An 18649-nucleotide genomic window follows, 5' to 3' on the forward strand; every position below is an offset into this window, starting at 1 on the left:
CTGGAGTCCAGGGCCCTCACCGGTGGTCCCGGCGAAGCATGTGAAGGGTCACGTGCGGTGGCAGCCACAAGCATAAGTGGTCCAGGGGAAATTGAGGGTCCGCGAATGCACGCGGGGACAGAGCGCCCAGGCTCTCCGCGTCCGTTATGTGGCAATTTCACCTTAGCTTCCTTGGCTTGACTTCCTTGCCTCTGACCCGGGCGTTGGTGAGATAGACCACACTGGGGGTGGGTGTGCCAATCCATCCGGGCATGGTCGAAGACCTCGCGGCCGGTACGCGCGACCTCTACGCACAGGCCGAGGAACGGCTGTTGGGCATCATCGCGCGCCAACTCGCCGCCGGCCTCGAAGCGCCCGGATGGGTCGAGGCCAAGCTCGCCGCCGTGCAGCAGGTGCGCCGCAGCGCACAGGCCGTCGTCGACGAGTTGGCCAAGGCGACCAGCCTCGACGTGTTCGACGCGGTCACCGAGGCGTACAACGTCGGGCACCGGTCCGCGGTCGCCGAGTTGGGCGCCCTGTCCGACGACGCCCGCCGCCTGGTCGACGACCGCATACCGAACGCGCAGGCCGTCGACCGCCTCGCACAGGAAGCCGTCGACGTCGTCACCGCGACGCACCGCGGCATCCTGCGGGCCGTCGTCGACACCTTCCGGGCCGTCGTCTCCCGCGTCGCCGCAACCCCCCTGCTCGGCACCGGCACCCGCCGGCAAGCCGTGCAAGACGCGCTGCGACAGTTCGCCGACGCCGGTATCCGGGCGTTCGTCGACAAGGCCGGCCGCCGCTGGTCGCTCCCGTCGTACGCCGAGATGGCAGTACGGACGGCGACCGGGCGGGCCGCGACGGAAGCCCACATGCGCACGCTCGCCGAGCACGGCGTCGACCTGGTCGTCGTCTCCAACGCCCCGCGCGAGTGCCCACTCTGCCGCCCGTGGGAGCGCAAGGTACTGACGATCGGGGGACCGTCGGGCGCACGTACGGTCGAGGTCGAGCACGCCACCGACGACGGCCGCATGATCCCCGTGCGCGTCGCCGGAAGCCTCGACGAAGCGCGCTCCGCAGGCTTGCAGCATCCCAACTGCCGACACTCCGTGAGCGCGTACACCCCGGGGCTGACCACGGTGGAGGACGCCGAGCCGGACCCGGACGGGTACGAGGCAGGGCAGCGACAGCGCGCCATCGAGCGGAACATACGCAAGTGGAAGCGCCGCGAGGCCGTCGCCACCAGCCCGGCGGAGAAGCGCGCCGCCGCCGCCAAGGTGCGGGCGTGGCAGGGCAACATGCGCCGGCACCTCGCCGACCATCCCGACTTGCGCCGGCTCAGGCACCGCGAGCAGGAGGGAGCGGGGAACCTCCCCGCCTCGCCCCGCCCGCCCGCGCCCGATCAGGTCGAGCGCGCCCGCGTGTGGTCCGGCGACGAACGGACGTTGCGCGAGATGGACGACGACCAGCTCGCCGCCGCACTCCGGACGCCGCTCGACGACCGGGCCCGCCGCCGGATCGAGGCCGAGGCAGACCGCCGCGACATCGAGGCCCTGCTCGACCGCGCCGCCCCCGGCGGGCGCCTGGTCGACGACCTGCTCGGCCTGTCCGACGACGACCTCGCCCGCGTGTGGTCCCACGTCGACGACCGCGACCGCGTGCGGATCATGGCGGAGACCGACCGCCGCGACCGCGCCGGCCGTCTCCCCGACGTCCGGCCCGACCTGGTCGGCCTGTCCGACGCGCAACTCGCCGCCCGCTACCGCGCCGCCGGCGACGGACCGGAGGGCGCAGCGATCGCCGCGGAGGCCGCGCGCCGCGACCTGCTCGGCCGCATGTTCCCCGGCGGGAACCTGCTCGACGACCTCGCCGCCGCCGGCGACGACGACCTCGCATGGGCCATGCAGTACGCCGACGAGCGCGAACTGTTGCGCATCGCCGGCGAGATGGACCGCCGCGACCGCGTCGAGTTACCGGCCCCGGCCGCGACCGGGAACGCCGCCGACGACCTGCTCGCCGACCGCGACGCCCTCGCCGAGACCATGGGCGAGCGCACCCCGGACCCGGACGCGTGGGGCGCCCTCGACGACACCCCGCCGCCGGCCGCCGACACAGGGTTTTGGGACGACCTGAAACGGGCCGCCGCCCGCCTGTACCGCGACGACGGCGAGGACCAGGACGAGCGGCACCGGATCACCCGCCGCGAGGCACGCGCCCTGTACGACGAGTACGTGTATCGGCAGTACCTCGCCGCCGAGGACGCCACAAACGGGTACCTGCTCAACAAGCAGGCCCAGGCCGCCGGGCACTCCCCCGCGTTGCTGTTCTCCGGTCCGGCCCGCGTCGCGTACGCCCGCGCGTCGGACGAGCTGAAAGAGTGGTGGGCCGAACACGGGCGCCTGACACAGGCCGAGTTCATCGAGCAGGTGACCGGCAAGACCCAGCGATGGGCCGAGAGCGCCCGCAAGAACGAGTCCGACCAGCAGAACAAGAGGTGACCCCATGGGCGCGCGCGAGGACATCGTGAAGGCCACCACCGACGGCCGCGAGGCCGGCGAGCGGGGCGACCCGCCGACCGTGTGCCCGTACCCCGGAACGTCGACGCTGCGGACCGCGTGGATACGCGGATACGCCCGCGCGCGACCCGTCGCCGACGAGGTCGACCAGGACGTCGCCGACTGACTGAACACCGAGCACCACCCCGGAGGGGGCCCGCCAGGAGCGGGCCCCCTTTTCGTTTGCCCGCATCCGGCCGGACGCCAGGCGCAACCGGCCCCGGACACCGTCCCAGGAGGACCCCGTGTCGACCCCGACCGAGACCACCACGACCACCGGCCAGGCCCCGCAGAACGCCCCCCAGGGCGCCCCGCAGACGCCCCAGCAGCCGCAGGCCCCACAGCAGCCCCAGACGCCCCAGACGGCCCCGCAGCAGCCCGCGCCGCAGATCCCGCCCGCGCCGGGCGAGCCGCAGGACGTCGCGGCGCTGCCCGATTGGGCGCAGAAACTCATCCGGGACACCCGCGCCGAAGCCGCGGACTACCGCACCCGCTTCCAGGCCGCCGCGCCCCAGCCGCCGGCCGCCCCCGCGCCCGTTCCGCAGCAGCCGGCGCCGCCGGCCGACGGCGACGTCGCCCGACTCCCGCAGTGGGCACAGCGCGCCATGACCGACGGACAGGGCGCGGCGCAGCAGCTCGCCTTGCAGACGGCCGTGATCGCCGCCGCCCCGGCCGCGGGCGCCGACGTCTCCCGCCTGCTCGACTCGCAGGCCGCCATGCGCGCACTGTCCACCGTCAACCCGGCCGACGCCGCCGCGGTGACGCAGGCGATCACATCCGTTCTGGCCACTCACCAGCACCTCGCCGCGATCCCGCAGACCGCGCCGAAGGGCGGCGCCGACTTCGGCACCCCGGGCCCCGGAGCCGTCACCGCCGAGCAGTTCGCCGCCATGTCCTACGCCGAGCGCGTCGACCTGCACCAGTCCGACCCCGAGACGTACCGGCGCCTCGCCGGTTCCTGACCCGCCCGGCGACCGCGCCGGAGAAAGTGAGCAGTGACTCATGCCCAAGACCACCAGTGCAGCGATGATCGTCCCCGAGGTGTGGGGCGACATGGCGCAGGCCGCGTTCGTCGGGAAGGTCCGCGTCGGCGGATCGTCCGCCGTCGTCGAGGACAACACCCTTGAGGGTGCCCCCGGCGAGGAGATCGAGTTTCCGAAGTGGGGTGCACTCGGCGACCTCGACGAACTCGACGAGTCCACCCCCATGACCCCCGTGGCCATGTCGACCAGCTCGGCCAAGGCCGTGATCAAGGAAGCCGGCAAGGCCGTCGAGATCACCGACAAGGCCAAGCTTGTGTCCCTGGGGGACCCGGAGGCCGAAGCCCGCCGGCAGTTCGGCGTACTGGCCGCGCGCAAGGTCGACGCCGACCTGATCACCCAGGCGCAGGCCGACGAGAGCGTGCTCGGCGGAGCGAACCCGCTCATGTTCACCGCCGGGGCCGGCGTCACCAAGTTCTCGTGGCTCGGCGCGATGGTCCCCACGATCGCCACGTTCGGCGACGAGTGGGAGCCGGACGACTTCGCTGGCCTGTACCTGAACAGCGCGCAGTACGCCGACGCCCTCGCCGACGAGCAGTTCGTCGACGCGTCCAAGCTCGGAAACGGTCCGTCCGCGGCTGTGTCCGGCAGCATCGGCCGCATCGGTGGCGTGTCCGTCTTCCTGACGAACCGCGTCACCGCCGGAAAGTTCCTGCTCATGAAGCGGGGCGCGCTCGGCCTGCTCTACAAGCGCCGGCCGCTGGTCGAGTCCGACCGCGACATCCTCGCCCGTTCCACCGTCGTGACCACCACCCTGCACTACGCCGTCAAGCGCCTGGACGACAAGGGCGTGTGCGTCGGCGAACTCGCCGCCGCGTAAGAGAGGAGGGCGCCGCTGTGATGCTGCGCCGCTACCACAAGCCGCCGGACGACGATCCGGACGGCACAGAGACCGAGCCCGACGCCCCGCAGGCAGACAAGCCCGCGGGGCGTTCCCGTTCCCGGACCAAGAAGGAGGAGTAATCCCGTGCCCCGGATCTACGCGACGCCCGAGCAACTGAGCGCGTGGACCGGGCAGCCGGCACCGGACGGCGCCGAGCGCCTGCTCGCCCGCGCGTCCGAGGACGTCGAGGATGCCCTGTTGTGCGCCGTGTACGTCACGGACGCGGCAGGGATGCCGACCGACCCGGCCGTCGTCCTGGCCCTCGCGGACGCGACGTGTGCGCAGGTCGAGTACCAGCTCGCCACGGGCGACGACGGCACCGGAGCGGCCGGCCGATGGGGCAGCGTCTCTATCGGCCCCGTGTCGCTCGGCGACCGCCGGGACGCCCCGGCCGCCGTCGGCGACCTCGACCTCGCCCCCCGCGCACACCGCGCGCTACGCCGCGCCGGCCTGCTCCCGGGGGTGATCTGGTGAGGGTCCCCGCCTATCTGCTCCGTCACCGGGTCACCGTCGAGGCGTATCTCGGCGACGGCGCGTACGGCCCGCAGTACGGACCGCCCGTCGCCGACGTGCCCGCCCTGGTCGCCGCCGCCAACCGCATGCAGCGAGCCGCCGACGGCCGCGAAGTGCTCAGCACGACCACCGTCATTGCCGCACCGGGCCTGAACTGCCCGCCCGGATCACGGCTCACGCTGCCCGGCGGACGGACGACCACGGCGATCAGCACGGCCGGCCACACCGCTCCGGGCCTACCGGTACCCGCCTGTACGGAGGTGAGTTGCGAGTGACCGCCCGCGCCCGCCTCACATGGAACAGCGCCGCCGCCGTGCGCGGCACCCGCCGCGGAGCCGTCCGCGGCCTACGTCTGGCCGCCGAGCACGTGCTCGAACGCGCCCGCGCCCGCGTCCCGATCGAAGAGGGCACCCTCGAACGGTCCGGGGTCGCGTCCGTCGACGAGACGTCCCTGACGGCCGGCGTCAGCTTCGATCAGCCGTACGCCGTACGCCAGCACGAGGACATGGCCCTTCGGCACGACGACGGCCGCACCGCGAAGTACCTCGAAGGCCCCTTGCAGGAGGAGGCCGGCACGGTCGAGGAGATCATCGCGGCACAGGTGCGCAGGTCGCTGCGTGGCTGACCTGCTCGACGGCCTCGCCCGCTATCTGCACGCGCGCGGCCTGCTCACCTACGACCCGGCCGGCCTGGTCGGCGACACGTTCGTCGAGACGATGCCGCCCGGCCCCGACCAGGCCGTCGCCCTCGCCCTGTACGACGGCGCCCCGCCGCAGGCCCGCGACGACGCCGACACCCCCCGCCTACAGGTGCGCGTACGCGGCACCGCCGACCCCCGTCTGTCCCGCGCCCGCTGTACGGCCCTGTACCGCGCGCTGCACGGCCTCGCCGGCGTCGAGCTGCCCGACGGCACTCACCTGATCCTCGCCGCCGCCCGCGGCACACCGGCCCCGATGGGGACCGACAGCACCGGCCGACACGAGCACGTCGTGAATTTCGACCTCGACGTGTCCGGCCCCACCGACACCCCGTAAGGAGGCCCGCCCATGGCAGGCAGCAGCAGGCCGATCGACGCCCGAGGCTGGATTTTCCAGGTCGAGGACATCAACGCGACCGAGGAGACGTGGCTTCCGATCGCCGGACTGACCACGTTCACCCACAACCCCGGCGAGAACGAGGAGACCGCCGACACGACGGCTTTCGACTCGGAAGGCCACTACGAGCAGGACGTCATGCAGCGCGGCGCGACACTCGAACTGGAAGGTCAGTTCCGCATCGACAAGACGACCAAGACGCAGGACGTCGGACAGGCGTACGTCGACACCGACTGGTCGCAGCGTCTCGGCATCGAGTCGCGGAACATGGTCCGGTGGCGGCACGTCACACAGACCCAGTGGGTTGTGTGGGAGGCCACCGTCACGCCCGGCGAGCAGGGCGGAGGCACCAACGAGAAGACCAGTTGGTCGGCGACCATCACCCGTTGCGGCGCCCCGACGTCCACGGCGGTGACCGCCTGATGACGACCGACACCACGGCGTACGACGACGACCTCGACGACCAGGCGCCCGCCGTCGGCGACCCCGCCGACTTCGACGCGTTCTTCGCCGAGCAGGACACCAGCCGCCCCCGCGAGTCATTCACCCTGTACGGCACCCTCTACCTGCTGCCCGACTCCCTGCCCCTGATGTTCACACTTCAGGCCGAGCGTGTGCAGGACAGCAACGACCCCGCGGACGTCCGCAAGATGCTGGCAACCCTGTTCGGGGGCGACACCCTCGACGTGTGGGCCGAGGCCGGCATGACCGACCGACAGTTCGGGATCGTGCTCATCTACTCTGCCGCCAACGTGCGCACCCCGGGCAGCGTCACCATGAAGCGCGCCGCCGAGCTGCACGACGACCAGGAGCGCGCCCGCGCCGCGGGAAAAGCCCCGGCGCCGAACCGAGCGGCGCGCAGGGCGAAGCCGAAGAACGGGAAGCGGCGGAGTTCTGGCAAGCGGTAGTCCGCCATTGGGGCGCCATCGAGGGCGACCTGTCCCGCGAACACCACGTGAAACCGGCGGAGTTGGCCGCCATGACGACCCGCCGGTTCGTCGCCCTGGTCGGCGCCCTGTCCCCTGACTCGCGGTTCGCCCGCGCATGGCGCCGCACACCGCGCCGCGCCGACTCCCCCGAGGACATAGCCCGGATCACGGGCCTACCGGCCCAGTAGCACCCGCACGCCCGGCACCACGGCCGGACCCACCCAAGGAGGTGAGGCCGTGGCGCTGACCGTGGGCGAACTGCTCGCCACGATCACCGTTGACGAGTCCGGCGTCGGTGCCGGACTCTCCCGCGCCGAGCAGGCCGTACGCGCGGCCGGGACGACCATCGCATCGGACGCCGACCGCGCCGGCCGCCAGGCCGGGACCGCGCTCGGCGACGGACTCACCCAGGGCGCAGACGGCCGTATCCGCAACGCCCGCGGGCAGTTCCAATCGACCGGTGCCGGTATCGGCGAGGCGACCGGCGGAAGTCTCCGCGATCGCCTGTCGTCGAGTCTGAAAATCGGCCTCGCCGGAATCGGCGTAGCCGCGGGCGCCCTGCTCATGACCGGCTTCGGTCAGGCCCTCGAACAGGGGCAGATCACGGGCAAGCTCGGCGCCCAGCTCGGCGCGACGCCGGCGGAGGCCAAGAAGTACGGCGAGATAGCCGGCGCCATGTACGCCGACGCCGTCACCGCAGATTTCCAGGGTGCGGCCGACGCGATATCGGCGACCATGCGCGCGGGTATCGCCCCGCCGGACGCGACCAATGCGCAGATCCAGAGCATCGCAACGAAGGTCAGCGACCTTTCGTCAACGTTCGAACTGGATCTCGGCCAGACGGCGAATGCGGTCGGGCAGATGCTCAAGACGGGACTTGCGAAGAACGGCACGGAGGCCCTTGACGTACTGACCAAGGGTCTGCAAAACATGGGCCCGCGGGCCGACGACATCGCGGATACGTTCAACGAGTATTCGACGATTTTTCGCAATGTCGGCCTTGACGCGACCACGGCCACGGGCCTTATGTCGCAGGGTCTACAGGCAGGCGCCCGAGACACTGACGTCGTCGCGGATTCCCTTAAAGAGTTCCTGCTCACCGTGCAGGGTGGCGGGCCGGAAGTCGACAAGGCTTTCGCGTCCATCGGCCTGAACGGAAAGGAAATGCAGGCCGCCTTTACGGAGGGTGGCCCGAAGGCGTCGGCCGCACTGGACAAGGTCTTTGACGCCATGCGGCAGATCAAGGACCCTGCCGAACGCAACGCCCTCGCCGTCTCGCTTTTCAAGACCAAGTCCGAGGACATGCAAGCAGCGCTGTACGCGCTGGACCCGTCCAAGGCCGTCGACACCCTGGGGCAGGTCGGAGGCGCAGCCTCGCAGATGGGCGACAGTCTGCGCGACAACGCCGGCGCCAAGATCGAGGCGTTCAAACGCGGCGCGATGCAGACGCTCACCGAGTTCATCGGTAACACCGTCCTGCCTGTCCTGTCGTCCCTTTTCTCTTTCGTGAGCGAGCACTCGGAGGTTTTTACCGCCCTCGCCGCGGTCATCGCCGCCGTAGTGATCCCGACGATTACCGCGCTCGGAGTTCAGTCCCTCATTACGGGCGCACAGATGGCCAAAGCATGGATCATCGGTATGGGCCCGATCGGCTGGATCGGCCTCGCCATCGGCGCACTCGTCGTCCTGATCATCGCATACTGGGATGACGTCAAAAAGTGGACCCTAGCCCTCTGGAATTGGTTCGTCGAAAAGATCGTATGGGCTAAGGACATGGCCATTGCCGCATTCTCGAACTTTACGCTTATCGGCCTGCTGATCAAGCATTGGGCAACCATCAAATCAGGCGCCGTAGCGGGATGGAATGCCGTCGTAAATTGGGTCAAGGGCATCCCCAGAATGCTGCATAACGCATTCCTCAAGTGGACTCTACTCGGCCTGATCGTCAGCCATTGGCAGAACATCAAAACGGCAACGGTCAACAAGGCCGGCGAAATGGTCGCGTGGGTCCGCAGCCTACCGAAGCGAATCTCTGACGGTATCGGCTCCCTGAAGCAACTGCTGTACGGCAAGGGAACCGACGTCGTGCGCGGCCTGTGGAACGGCATCAGGTCCATGGGCTCATGGTTGAAATCCACGCTGATCAGTTGGGCAAAGGATCTGATACCGGGCCCGATTGCGAAAGCACTCGGAATCAACTCGCCCTCGCGAGTCATGGCCAAGAGCGTTGGCCGCTGGATTCCCGCGGGTGTCGTCAAGGGCATCCGGGCCGGACAGGGCGCCCTCGACCGCGCCATGTCCAACCTGGTCGCCCCGCCGGCTGTCCCGGCCGTCGCCGGCATCCCGTCGGGCGCCCTCGCCGCGTCGTCGAGCGGAGTGCACATCGAGCACTGGCACGCCGCGGAGAACGGGACACCGGACGACAACGCCCGCGCGCTCGCGTGGCTGGCCAAGGCGAGGGGGTGACCATGGTTGATCTTGCGACGTTCAGCGCCGCGGGCGCCCTGGTCACCCGCCCCGGTCATGTCCAGTACGGCGACCTGCTGCTCGGCCCCGGCACGCCGTACCGGTGGAAGACCCTCACCGGGTGGGAAGACCTCCCGCCCCTCGACTCGGGCACGGTCGAGCGCGCCGACGCGCACGGTGCGTTCCCCGGCCAACTGCTCGCCCAGTCCCGCACGGTCGGAGTCGACGGCCTGGTCGTGCGCGCCCCGCGCGCGCAGATCGGCGAGGTTGTCGGCCGGCTGTCCGCGGCGACCTCGCCGCGCGTCGACGAGATCCCCCTCGTTGCGTGGCTCGACGAGCGCGGGCCCCTGCTCGCCTACGCCCGAGCAACCCGCCGGGCCATCCCTACGACGCTCGGATACCGCGTCGGGACGATCACCGACGCCGCAATCGAGTGGGTCGCCACCGACCCGCGCCGGTACGCCCTCGCCGAGCAGTCCGTACGGGCCATGCTGCCCGTGTCCGAGGACGGTCTGAAGTGGGAGGCCGCCGCGGTCGAGGTACTGCCCGCCGACCAGGCCGCGGGCGTCGGCGAGGTCTGGCGCTGGTGGACGGACGGCGATCCGGTCATCACCGGGGACGACACCGGCCCCGTGTCCGTGCAGCCGCTCACCGCGTTCGGCGAGCTTGTGTGGGCCGCCGAGTCCAGCGACCACGGATGGACGGCCACCGCCGGTCAAGAGGTCACGTTCGGCGCCGACCTCGCCGCCCGGACGGCCGCCCTGGTCACGCTCCGGTGGTGGGATGCGGCCGGCCAGCACGTCGCCGACTCGACCAGCGAAACCGGGGCCGCCTCGTTCACCGCGACAGCCCCGGCCGGCGCCGCGTTCGTACAGCCCGTCGTCACCTTCCCCGCCGCCCTCGCCGCACCGGTCACGGTCGGCACGTCCTCGCTGCGGATCAGCACCACCGCGGGCGTGCTCGCGTGGCCGCTCGACTTCGGCACCCCGGGCAGCACCGGCCGCCTGTCGGTCGTCAACACCGGCAGCGCGGACACGCATCCCGTGATCGAGTTCCGGGGCCCGGTCACCGCGCCGAGCCTGACGAACATCACGACCGGCGACGTCCTCGAATACGACCTCCCCCTCGCGGCCGGCGACGTCCTGGTCGTCGACACCCTCGCCGGGACCGTCGTCCTCAACTCCACCGCCTCGCGGCTCTACACCGCGACGACCAGGTCGGTCCCCGAGCAGACGTTCACGTTTGGGCCCGGCACCACCCCCCTGATGTTCCGCGCCGCACCCGGCAGCACCGACCCGGCCGCGTCCGCCGTCGTGCGCTACCGCGCCGCCTACTGGTAAGGAGACACCCCACCGTGACCGTGCGCCCCGCATGGCTGCTGCCCCTGGGGCAGACGAGAGAAGACACGCGGCTCGCGCCCGTCGGCACCTGGTCGCCCGAGGACGAGACACGCACCCGTGACGGAGCGATCCCCGGCGGGAACCCGTTCGCCGCGACCGGCGCCGGCGCCATGACACTGCAACTCGGTATCGGCCGCGCCGCCGTGCAGGGCACCACCGCGCAGGGCGCGTATCCGGTCGCCGTCGACGCGCCCGAGACCGTCACATTCGCCGACGGGAACGCCCAGTTCGCGCGTATCGACTCCGTGATCCTGCGCGTGTACGACGGCCTGTTCGACGAGAGCGACAACGCCCTCGCCCGTATCGAGGTCGTCGAGGGCGAGGCCACCGCCACCCCGACCGCGCCCACGCTGCCCGCCTGCTCGCTGCGCCTGTGGGACGTCACCATTCCCGCGGGCGCGTCCGCGGGCGTGGGCGGTATCGACTGGTCGTCCGCCCTCGCCGACCGGCGCCGGTACACCGCCGCCGTGGGCGGAATCATCCCGCAGGGATGGGGACTCAGCTTCGACGGCGCGTACGAAGGGCAGTACCGCGACGCCGACGGCACCCTCGAACGCTGGAACGCCACCACGAGCGTATGGGACACCTACCGGCCGCCCGAGCGCGCCGTCGAGACGACCAGCGGCGGACTGACCACCGCGTCCGGCTGGTCGCTGAGCAGCTTCAGCGCCCGCCGCCGCGGCGGAGTCGTGCAGATCCTCGGTTACTGGTCGCGCACGGGGGCGACCCTGCTCGCGAACAACAACCTCGCCGACACCCTGGTCGCCACGCTGCCCGACGGGTGGCGCCCCGCGCTGCTGGTCGAGGCGACCGCCTCGAACGGGTACGGCAGCGGTGCGTGCGCCATCGGAGGCGACGGCCGGATGACCATCCGGACATGGGCCGGGGGCGGGCCGTCCCGCACCGACAACGCCCTCGAAAAAGACACGGGCCTGCGGATCTCCGCGACGTTCGTGCAGTGAAGGGGGCGCGCGTGCAGACCCCGTACCGGTTCCTGTTCACCGACCTACGGTCCGACCAGGTCGTCGACGCTCTGCCCGTGCAGGGTGTCAGCCTCGACGACTTCATCGGCAAGACAGGCCGGCTGACCGGCAACATCCCCATACCGAACCGGGCGATCGCCGAGCGCGCCCGCCGCGCCCTGCTGCCTGGCCGTACCGGCGTATGGGTCGAGCGCGGGCGCGAGATCTGGTGGGGCGGCATCCTGTGGACGCTGTCCCTGTCCAGTTCCTCGCGCGGATTCCTCACCGCCGGCATTCAGTGCGGCGGGTGGGAAAGCTACCTGTACCGCCGGCTGTTGCTCGACACCCAGGTCGCCCAGGGCGTCGACCAGTTCGACATCGTGCGCGGCCTGCTCGACTACGTGCAGTCGACCCCCGGCGGGAACATCGGGATCACGTACGACGGTGAGCCGTCCGGCGTGACCCGCGACCGTGAGTTCTCACGGTTCGATCTGCCGTGGGTCGGTGACCTTGTCGACCAGCTCGCCGCCGTCGAGCGCGGTTTCGAGTGGCGGATCGCCAGCTACCGCGACGGCGACGGCCGCCACGTCAAGCGGCTCGTCCTGGGGCACCCCGTCATCCGTACCGGGACCACCGAGATTGTGCTCGACCACCCCGGCCCGATCCTGTCGTATGCGTGGCCGCACGACGCGTCGGGCCTCGCCAACGGGTGGCAGTCCCGCGGCGCGACCGTGAACACCAACCAGGCCGCCGACTCCGTGCCGCTCATGTCCGAGCGCCTGGTCGCCGACGACGACATAGCCGCCGGGTGGCCGCGCCTCGACGGATCGTCCGACTACACCACCGTGCAGCAACAGGCCACCCTCGACGACCACGCGCGCGCCGACTGGACCGCCGCCCGGCGCCCCGTGCAGATACCCGAGGTCGAGGTGTTGCTCGGCAGCAACGTGACCCCCGCCCTGCTCGGCGCGACCGTCCGCGTCCGCATCCGCGACCTGTGGCACCCCGACGTCCTCGACGCCCGATACCGCGTCGTCGGCCTGTCCATCAACCCGCCCGAGCGAGGCCGCCCCGAAACGGCAAAGCTCTACCTGGAGGTACCCGCCTGATGGCGTACGTCCCGCAAGACGTCCTCGACCGACTCGCCGCCCTCGAACGCGAGGTGCGCACCCTGCGCGGGCGCGCGCAGATGCGCCCCGCCCTCAATGAGGTACTGAACGGCGACGTCGTGATCGGCGAGGGTGGCCGGCTCATCCTGCGCGACCCCGACGGAACGGCCGTGTTCGAGACCGGCCAGTCGGCGAGCGTCGGTGACTACTACACCGCCATGCGGCGCGACTCCGGACAGGTCGCGTTCGCCATCGGCGCCAACTCCTACCCGGACGACGACGCCCCGCGACAGATGGTCCGCATGTGGGACCGCAACCGGAACGTCATCGTGATGGACGACTACTACAGCGACGAATTCCTCGGCCGCCCGTGGATGCCCGTGCAACTCCATCCCACCGAACGGCAGTCCTACACCGGCACCGGCTACGACTCGGCATGGGTGGGCACCACGCCCGCCCACAACGCCGTGCTGTACGTGCGCACGTCGACGTACGCCAACACCGGCGGGGGACAGGCCCGCGTCGTCCTCACCCACGACGGCACCGAGACCACCCTCGACGAATGGGACTGTGCGGCCGGCGCATGGACGGGACACACCGTCGAGTACCCCCTCGACGGCCTGCGGTTCCTGTCGTACTTCACGCTGCGCGTCGACCACCGCGCCAAGTCCGCGAGTCAGAACGTCGAAACCAGGCTGTACAGCGCCTACACCCGGAACACCTTCACCGAGGACGAGCGGCCCGACACCCCCGTCGACGCCACCACCGCGGCGCACGCCGCGTCCGCCGAGCCGGCCACCGCCGCAGCCACCGAGGAGGTATGACCGATGCTCCCCGAGGGAATCCCCACCGTCCGCGTGACCGGCCGGTTCCTCACCCCCAGCGGCCAACCCCTCACCGGGCAAGTGATCTTCCGGGCCCCCGGCATGGTCACCTTCGGCGAGTTCGACGTCATCCTCGGCGGGCCCGTCACGGCCTCGCTGGACGCGACCGGCGCGTTCGAGGTGACGCTACCGGCCACCGACGCCCCAGGCATGAACCCCGCCGACTGGTCGTACAGCGTGGCCGAACAACTCGCCGGCGTCGCGATGAACCGCGTCTATCAGGTTCTCTTGCCCGCCGAGACGCCCGAGGTCGACCTCGCCGACATCGCGCCGACCGACCCCTCGACGCCGAACTACGTCGCCGTACGCGGCGACAGTGCGTACGAGGTCGCCGTCGAGGCCGGATTCGTCGGGACCGTCGCCCAGTGGCTCGCCTCGCTGGTCGGCCCCCAGGGCGAGACCGGCGAGCAGGGGCCCGAGGGCGACGACGCGTACGAGGTCGCCGTCGCCACCGGCTACAGCGGCACCCGCGCGCAGTGGCTCGCTTCCCTGGTCGGCCCGAAGGGCGACAGGGGAGACCAAGGCGATATGGGAGACCAGGGCGAGGCCGGCGCCCCGGGCGTCGTGCAGTCCGTCAACGGCATCAGCGAAGCCGACGTCGTCCTCGACGCCGTGGCCGTCAACGCCGTGCCGGACACCGCGCCAGGCTCCCCCGGGGGCATCGCCCAACTCGACGCGACCGGCAAGGTCCCGGCCGCCCAGCTCCCCGAGATCAGCGGCGGGGGCGAGGTCGCCACCGTCAACGGCCAGAGCCCCGACGCGAACGGAAACGTCGACCTGGTCGCCGCCGACGTCGCAGCCGTCGCCACGGCGGAGAAGGGCGCCGCGTCCGGCGTCGCCACCCTGGGGACCGACGGCATCCTCGCCACCGGCCAGCGCCCGACCTACACCGCCGCCCAGGTGGGCGCACTCGCCACCACCGCGCGGGGTGCAGCGAACGGCGTCGCCGGCCTCGACAGCACCGGCCGTATCCCCGTCGCGCAGGCCCCGGCCACCGCGCCGCGGAACGTCTGGACGCCGCAGGCACTCGGTTTCGCCGCCTGGTCGCTCGACCCCGGAGGAGTGGCCAACCCCACCGCGAAGTACCTCACCCCGCAGCGCCTCTACCTGACTGGCTTCAACATCACGGAAGACACCACCGTGACCAAGGCCGTCATGTTCGCGCGCGGGTACGGCGGAGTGACCACCAACCGGTACATGGCCGGGATCTACCGCGAGAACGGAACCCGCGTCGTCGCGTCGTCCGCGGTCGCGCTCACCATGGCCGGCCAGGAATCCGGGTCGCTCCCCGCCATGGTGTCCAGCCACATCGGAGCCGTGCCGCTCACGTTCGCCTCGACGACGCTCACCCCCGGCCGGTACTGGGTCGCGTGGCTGATGACCGTGGGCGGCACCGCTGATTTCTCGTTCTACCACGTGCAGAACGAGGCCCCCGTCGCCACGGCCAACTTCGCCATGGGGGCGAGCTTCTTCGCGCGTGCCTGGTACATCGCAGCACAGAGCACGCTACCCACCACCGTGAGCCCGACCGCGTCGACCGCCCTCGCCGACCACGACATCCCGATTCTTGCCCTCGCCGCCTGATCACCCCACCCCACCCCACCCCACCCGCACGCCCCGGCACCGCGCCGCGGGCGTTTTTTCATGTCTGGAGACAGCCCGTGTCCGTTTCGATCATCAGCCGCGCCACGTGGGGCGCCAAGCCGTGGGACAACGACCCCAACAGCAACGGCCCCGCAACCGTCGCGCTCAGCAGCCGAACCGAGTTCTTCGTTCACTACGACGGCGCGTCCCACATCACCCGCACCGGCTACGCCATCCCGCGCGCCATCGAGGCCGAGCACTTCGGCAACGGATGGGCCGGCATCGGATACAACTTCGTCGTCTCGCAGACCGGCGAGATCTTCGAGGGCCGCGGATGGAACCGGCAGGGCGCGCACTGCCCCGGACACAACGTGTCCGGCATCGGCGTACAGATCGCCGTCGGTGGCGACCAGGAGCCGAGCCAGGCCGCCCTCGCCGCATGCCGCGCGCTGTACGACGAGGCGTGCCGCAAGACCGGCCGCACCCTCGCCAAGCGCGGGCACCGCGACGGCATCGCGACACAGTGCCCCGGAACCAAGCTGTACGCATGGGTGCAGGCCGGCATGCCCGCGGCAGGCTACGAGCCGCCCAAGGGCGGCACCACGCCGCAGGGCGGCACGTCCGGCACCGTGCCGAGCGTCGCCCGCTACCAGGTCACCATCAACGGCCTGACCTACGGCTACGGCGCCAAGGGCCGTCACGTGACCCGCGTCGGCGAGGCCTTGGTGAAGAGGGGATTCGGCAGCTACTACAAGGTGGGCCCCGGCCCGACATGGTCGGACGCCGACACCGAGGCGTACACGGCCTATCAGCGCTCCCTCGACTACTCCGGGACCGACGCCGACGGAGTGCCCGGGGAATCCTCACTGCGGACCCTGCTCGGCACCCTGCCCGGCAAGAGCACCACGACGGCGAAGACCCCGTTCCCCGGCCGCGCCAAGTTCGGCGCCGGCAAGTCGAACAAATACGTGACCCTGCTCGGCGAGCGCCTGGTCGCCCGCGGCTACGGCCGGTTCTACAGCGTGGGTCCCGGCCCGAAGTGGTCGGACGCCGACCGCAACGCGACCCGCGCGTTCCAAAAGGCCCAGGGGTGGACCGGCACCGACGCCGACGGCTACCCCGGCCCACAGACGTGGGCCCGCCTGCTCGCCTGATCATCCCCGCCCCGCCCGCCCGCGCGCACCTCGCCGGGCGGGCCCCTCACTTCCGGAAGGCCCCCCATGAACGCCAAGAACAAGCGCGCCATCCGTACCGCGCTCCAGACCCTCGCCGCGGTCGCCGCCGTCCTGCCCGCCCTCGCCGCCCTACTCGCCGACTCCGACCTCGCCGTCGCCGCCCCGTGGATCGTCGGCGCCGCCGTGTCCGCCGCGGGCGTCGCCGGCATCGTGGCCCGCGTCATGGCCTCGCCCACCGTCGAGACCCTGCTCGACCGGTTCGGGCTCGGCCTGGTCGACGACGCCGACGGGGGCGCGCAGTGACGATCCCCACCCCGTCCGACCCGGCCGCGGTCGCCGTCGAGCTGGAGAAGCTACGAGGAACGATGGAGACCGGATTCGCCCGTGTCGACGGAAGCCTCGCCCTGCTCGTTCAGCGAGGCGACCAGACCGACCGGCAGCTCACTGACCACGAGTCCCGCCTCGACGCCCTCGAACGCAACAGGTGGCCCCTGCCGTCACTCGCCGCCCTGGTCGCCCTGCTCGGCCTCGCCCTGTCCATATGGCAGTTCGCCACCGCCCGATAGAGGAATGCCCCCTGTACGGCCACGCCTTGGCCGTACAGGGGGCGTTCTGTCGTCTCTGCGCAGCAGATCCCAACCCAACCACCAGAGCCCCGACAGACAGCAAGGAACCCCCGACTTTCCTACGCCTCAGGAAAGTCGGGGCTTCTGCGTGGGAGGACTACACGTCGACGCTTCGGGCGAAGGCGATCAGTCCGGCGAAGCCGGTCGGCGAGAGCATGAGCGTCGGGCCGTTGGGAACCTTGCTGTCCCGCACGGGAACGACACCGTGAGCTATCGCGTAAGCGGGGGACCACTCGACGCACTGCCCGCCGTCGCCACTGCTGTAAGTGGACTTGACCCAATGCATGGGCCCGTCCGTCGTGTTGCTCATCGTGCGTACTCCTTGATCGCTTCGTGCAGTGCGCGGAGGGACTTCCCTGGGGACAGTGCGTCAGCGCGCAGACGCTCGTAACGGTCGGTGCCGGTACTCACGACAGACGCTGAGTCGATCACGCGACCCACCCCCTGAGCCTCCGAGTAGAGAACCGGTGCCGTGTCGTCGTCATCAAACGTCAGAAGCGTAAAGGCTTCGGCAGCAGGAGGGGCGCCGGAGTCGTATGGAAGTACTTGCACCGTGATGTGCGGACTCTGAGCGTCGATCACTAGGTGTTCCATCTGCCCCCGCATGACGTCACGACCACCGACTTCCCGGCGTAGGCACGACTCGTCCAGCACCACCCACAACAAGGGCGGGTTCGGCCGTTCCAACACAGACCGACGCTGAAGACGAAGGTCAACCTTCCGCTTGATCACGTCGTCCGTGTCCCGGGGGTGGGCCGCCCGGAAGAGCGCTTCCGCGTACTCCGGCGTCTGAAGTACGCCCATGAGGAGGAACGACGAGAAGTCGAGAACCTGAGCGGCCTTCTCCTCAAGTTCGAGGTACGGCACGAACCACTCAGGGTGTCCCTGCTGCGAGATCTTGACGAGCAACCGCGCGAAGTACCCACTCGTGTTGAAGAACCGGTCACAGCCTTGTGCGAAGTGCAGCGACGGCATTGCCTTGCCGTTCTTGACCTTCGACACATACGGAGCCTTGTAGCCGGTGGCATCGGCCAACTCTTGTTGCGTGGCTCCCTTGTGCTCTAAGGCTGCCTGTAGCTCCCTCCCGAACCACTCAAGGCCATTCGCGGGCTCTGACACTTCGCTCACTTGTTCAACTCACCCGTCTTTCCAAGTTCGTTGGAAACCGATTTACCCTGTCGAGCCTACGCGTCAGCGGTCCATGGTGTGAGTGGGAAGTCACAGAGAGCAGCAGAGACGCGAAGGGCACGGCAACCGACCATGACCAGCACGACCAGACCAACCACCAGCACGCCGGACGACGTGGCGGAGTTGGCGGAACTGATCAGAGTGGGGGGCTTCTGGCGACTCGCGCCGACGTGGGTTCCGCGTGACGGCTACGCCGACCCGCACACCGTTGACCTTCGCCGCATGAAGACCGGACTCCGGCGGTTGATCCCATGAAGCCTCT

Annotated in this window: 24 protein-coding genes; 22 read left to right on the plus strand and 2 right to left on the minus strand. The window is 70.6% G+C overall.

Annotation, left to right across the window (positions count from 1 at the left end):
- Positions 1 to 251 precede the first annotated feature (251 nt).
- The 21 genes from RB628_RS06925 (at position 252) to RB628_RS07025 (ending at position 17139) form a co-directional block, all read left to right on the plus strand.
- Complete coding sequence (locus RB628_RS06925) at positions 252 to 2477, plus strand: phage minor capsid protein (RefSeq protein WP_412180605.1); 2226 nt, start codon at positions 252 to 254, stop codon at positions 2475 to 2477.
- 4 nt (positions 2478 to 2481) lie between these two features.
- The gene (locus RB628_RS06930; protein ID WP_318319403.1) at positions 2482 to 2661 is read left to right on the plus strand and encodes an Rmf/CrpP fold protein; all 180 of its coding nucleotides are present in this window, start codon (positions 2482 to 2484) and stop codon (positions 2659 to 2661) included.
- 118 nt (positions 2662 to 2779) lie between these two features.
- A complete protein-coding gene (locus RB628_RS06935; RefSeq protein ID WP_318319404.1) occupies positions 2780 to 3496 on the plus strand; it encodes a hypothetical protein in 717 nt (238 codons plus the stop codon).
- A 40-nt stretch (positions 3497 to 3536) separates the two neighbouring features.
- The gene (locus tag RB628_RS06940; RefSeq protein WP_318319405.1) at positions 3537 to 4394 is read left to right on the plus strand and encodes a phage head protein; all 858 of its coding nucleotides are present in this window, start codon (positions 3537 to 3539) and stop codon (positions 4392 to 4394) included.
- Positions 4395 to 4414: 20 nt separating this feature from the next.
- Entirely contained in the window at positions 4415 to 4537 is a 123-nt protein-coding gene (locus tag RB628_RS06945; RefSeq protein ID WP_318319406.1) for a hypothetical protein, read from the plus strand.
- Between the two features lie 4 nt (positions 4538 to 4541).
- Positions 4542 to 4931: a hypothetical protein gene (locus RB628_RS06950; RefSeq protein WP_318319407.1), complete on the plus strand. Its 390-nt coding sequence runs from the start codon at positions 4542 to 4544 to the stop codon at positions 4929 to 4931.
- Entirely contained in the window at positions 4928 to 5245 is a 318-nt protein-coding gene (locus RB628_RS06955; RefSeq protein WP_318319408.1) for a hypothetical protein, read from the plus strand. Before RB628_RS06950 ends, RB628_RS06955 begins: the two co-directional genes overlap by 4 nt.
- Complete coding sequence (locus RB628_RS06960; RefSeq protein WP_318319409.1) at positions 5242 to 5595, plus strand: hypothetical protein; 354 nt, start codon at positions 5242 to 5244, stop codon at positions 5593 to 5595. Before RB628_RS06955 ends, RB628_RS06960 begins: the two co-directional genes overlap by 4 nt.
- On the plus strand, positions 5588 to 6004 hold the full coding sequence (locus RB628_RS06965; protein ID WP_318319410.1) for a minor capsid protein: 417 nt from the start codon (positions 5588 to 5590) through the stop codon (positions 6002 to 6004). The genes RB628_RS06960 and RB628_RS06965 overlap by 8 nt, the downstream gene beginning before the upstream one ends.
- A 12-nt stretch (positions 6005 to 6016) precedes the next feature.
- Positions 6017 to 6487, plus strand: a complete 471-nt coding sequence (locus RB628_RS06970) for a phage tail tube protein (RefSeq protein ID WP_318319411.1) — start codon at positions 6017 to 6019, stop codon at positions 6485 to 6487.
- A complete protein-coding gene (locus RB628_RS06975) occupies positions 6487 to 6972 on the plus strand; it encodes a hypothetical protein (protein WP_318319412.1) in 486 nt (161 codons plus the stop codon). Before RB628_RS06970 ends, RB628_RS06975 begins: the two co-directional genes overlap by 1 nt.
- Before the next feature lie 71 nt (positions 6973 to 7043).
- Positions 7044 to 7181, plus strand: coding sequence for a hypothetical protein (locus RB628_RS06980; RefSeq protein ID WP_318319413.1), 138 nt, complete (start codon positions 7044 to 7046; stop codon positions 7179 to 7181).
- Between the two features lie 49 nt (positions 7182 to 7230).
- Positions 7231 to 9459: a phage tail tape measure protein gene (locus tag RB628_RS06985; RefSeq protein ID WP_318319414.1), complete on the plus strand. Its 2229-nt coding sequence runs from the start codon at positions 7231 to 7233 to the stop codon at positions 9457 to 9459.
- A 2-nt stretch (positions 9460 to 9461) separates the two neighbouring features.
- The gene (locus tag RB628_RS06990) at positions 9462 to 10799 is read left to right on the plus strand and encodes a phage distal tail protein (protein WP_318319415.1); all 1338 of its coding nucleotides are present in this window, start codon (positions 9462 to 9464) and stop codon (positions 10797 to 10799) included.
- 14 nt (positions 10800 to 10813) lie between these two features.
- Positions 10814 to 11821: a hypothetical protein gene (locus RB628_RS06995; protein WP_318319416.1), complete on the plus strand. Its 1008-nt coding sequence runs from the start codon at positions 10814 to 10816 to the stop codon at positions 11819 to 11821.
- Between the two features lie 11 nt (positions 11822 to 11832).
- Complete coding sequence (locus RB628_RS07000) at positions 11833 to 12930, plus strand: hypothetical protein (RefSeq protein WP_318319417.1); 1098 nt, start codon at positions 11833 to 11835, stop codon at positions 12928 to 12930.
- Positions 12930 to 13754 carry a hypothetical protein gene (locus tag RB628_RS07005; RefSeq protein WP_318319418.1) on the plus strand — a complete coding sequence of 275 codons (825 nt, stop codon included), beginning with the start codon at positions 12930 to 12932 and terminating at the stop codon, positions 13752 to 13754. Before RB628_RS07000 ends, RB628_RS07005 begins: the two co-directional genes overlap by 1 nt.
- Positions 13755 to 13757: 3 nt before the next feature.
- A complete protein-coding gene (locus RB628_RS07010; RefSeq protein WP_318319419.1) occupies positions 13758 to 15398 on the plus strand; it encodes a hypothetical protein in 1641 nt (546 codons plus the stop codon).
- Positions 15399 to 15475: 77 nt separating this feature from the next.
- Positions 15476 to 16552 (plus strand): peptidoglycan-binding protein, encoded by a 1077-nt coding sequence (locus RB628_RS07015; RefSeq protein WP_318319420.1) that lies wholly within the window; start codon positions 15476 to 15478, stop codon positions 16550 to 16552.
- 66 nt (positions 16553 to 16618) lie between these two features.
- A complete protein-coding gene (locus RB628_RS07020) occupies positions 16619 to 16876 on the plus strand; it encodes a hypothetical protein (RefSeq protein ID WP_318319421.1) in 258 nt (85 codons plus the stop codon).
- Positions 16873 to 17139 carry a hypothetical protein gene (locus RB628_RS07025; protein ID WP_318319422.1) on the plus strand — a complete coding sequence of 89 codons (267 nt, stop codon included), beginning with the start codon at positions 16873 to 16875 and terminating at the stop codon, positions 17137 to 17139. The genes RB628_RS07020 and RB628_RS07025 overlap by 4 nt, the downstream gene beginning before the upstream one ends.
- Positions 17140 to 17296: 157 nt before the next feature.
- Here the strand turns inward: RB628_RS07025 and RB628_RS07030 are convergent, their stop codons facing one another.
- On the minus strand, positions 17297 to 17509 hold the full coding sequence (locus RB628_RS07030; protein ID WP_318319423.1) for a DUF397 domain-containing protein: 213 nt from the start codon (positions 17507 to 17509) through the stop codon (positions 17297 to 17299).
- Positions 17506 to 18327, minus strand: a complete 822-nt coding sequence (locus tag RB628_RS07035; RefSeq protein WP_318319424.1) for a helix-turn-helix transcriptional regulator — start codon at positions 18325 to 18327, stop codon at positions 17506 to 17508. Before RB628_RS07035 ends, RB628_RS07030 begins: the two co-directional genes overlap by 4 nt.
- Before the next feature lie 132 nt (positions 18328 to 18459).
- Between RB628_RS07035 and RB628_RS07040 the strand changes: the two genes are divergently transcribed.
- Entirely contained in the window at positions 18460 to 18642 is a 183-nt protein-coding gene (locus RB628_RS07040) for a hypothetical protein (protein WP_318319425.1), read from the plus strand.
- Positions 18643 to 18649: the final 7 nt, after the last annotated feature.

The sequence above is a fragment of the Streptomyces sp. ADMS genome, assembly GCF_033441795.1.
In the GTDB taxonomy this organism is placed as follows: Bacteria; Actinomycetota; Actinomycetes; order Streptomycetales; family Streptomycetaceae; genus Streptomyces.

Excerpts from the sequence above, each read along its gene's own strand:
- RB628_RS06925 (WP_412180605.1), top strand. The coding sequence starts at position 252 with ATGGTCGAAGACCTCGCGGCCGGTACGCGCGACCTCTACGCACAGGCC.
- RB628_RS06975 (WP_318319412.1), top strand. The coding sequence starts at position 6,487 with ATGACGACCGACACCACGGCGTACGACGACGACCTCGACGACCAGGCG.
- RB628_RS06970 (WP_318319411.1), top strand. The coding sequence starts at position 6,017 with ATGGCAGGCAGCAGCAGGCCGATCGACGCCCGAGGCTGGATTTTCCAG.
- RB628_RS06980 (WP_318319413.1), top strand. The coding sequence starts at position 7,044 with ATGACGACCCGCCGGTTCGTCGCCCTGGTCGGCGCCCTGTCCCCTGAC.
- RB628_RS07040 (WP_318319425.1), top strand. The coding sequence starts at position 18,460 with ATGACCAGCACGACCAGACCAACCACCAGCACGCCGGACGACGTGGCG.
- RB628_RS07005 (WP_318319418.1), top strand. The coding sequence starts at position 12,930 with ATGGCGTACGTCCCGCAAGACGTCCTCGACCGACTCGCCGCCCTCGAA.
- RB628_RS07030 (WP_318319423.1), bottom strand. The coding sequence starts at position 17,509 with ATGAGCAACACGACGGACGGGCCCATGCATTGGGTCAAGTCCACTTAC.
- RB628_RS06945 (WP_318319406.1), top strand. The coding sequence starts at position 4,415 with ATGCTGCGCCGCTACCACAAGCCGCCGGACGACGATCCGGACGGCACA.
- RB628_RS06930 (WP_318319403.1), top strand. The coding sequence starts at position 2,482 with ATGGGCGCGCGCGAGGACATCGTGAAGGCCACCACCGACGGCCGCGAG.
- RB628_RS06990 (WP_318319415.1), top strand. The coding sequence starts at position 9,462 with ATGGTTGATCTTGCGACGTTCAGCGCCGCGGGCGCCCTGGTCACCCGC.
- RB628_RS06940 (WP_318319405.1), top strand. The coding sequence starts at position 3,537 with ATGCCCAAGACCACCAGTGCAGCGATGATCGTCCCCGAGGTGTGGGGC.
- RB628_RS07010 (WP_318319419.1), top strand. The coding sequence starts at position 13,758 with ATGCTCCCCGAGGGAATCCCCACCGTCCGCGTGACCGGCCGGTTCCTC.
- RB628_RS07020 (WP_318319421.1), top strand. The coding sequence starts at position 16,619 with ATGAACGCCAAGAACAAGCGCGCCATCCGTACCGCGCTCCAGACCCTC.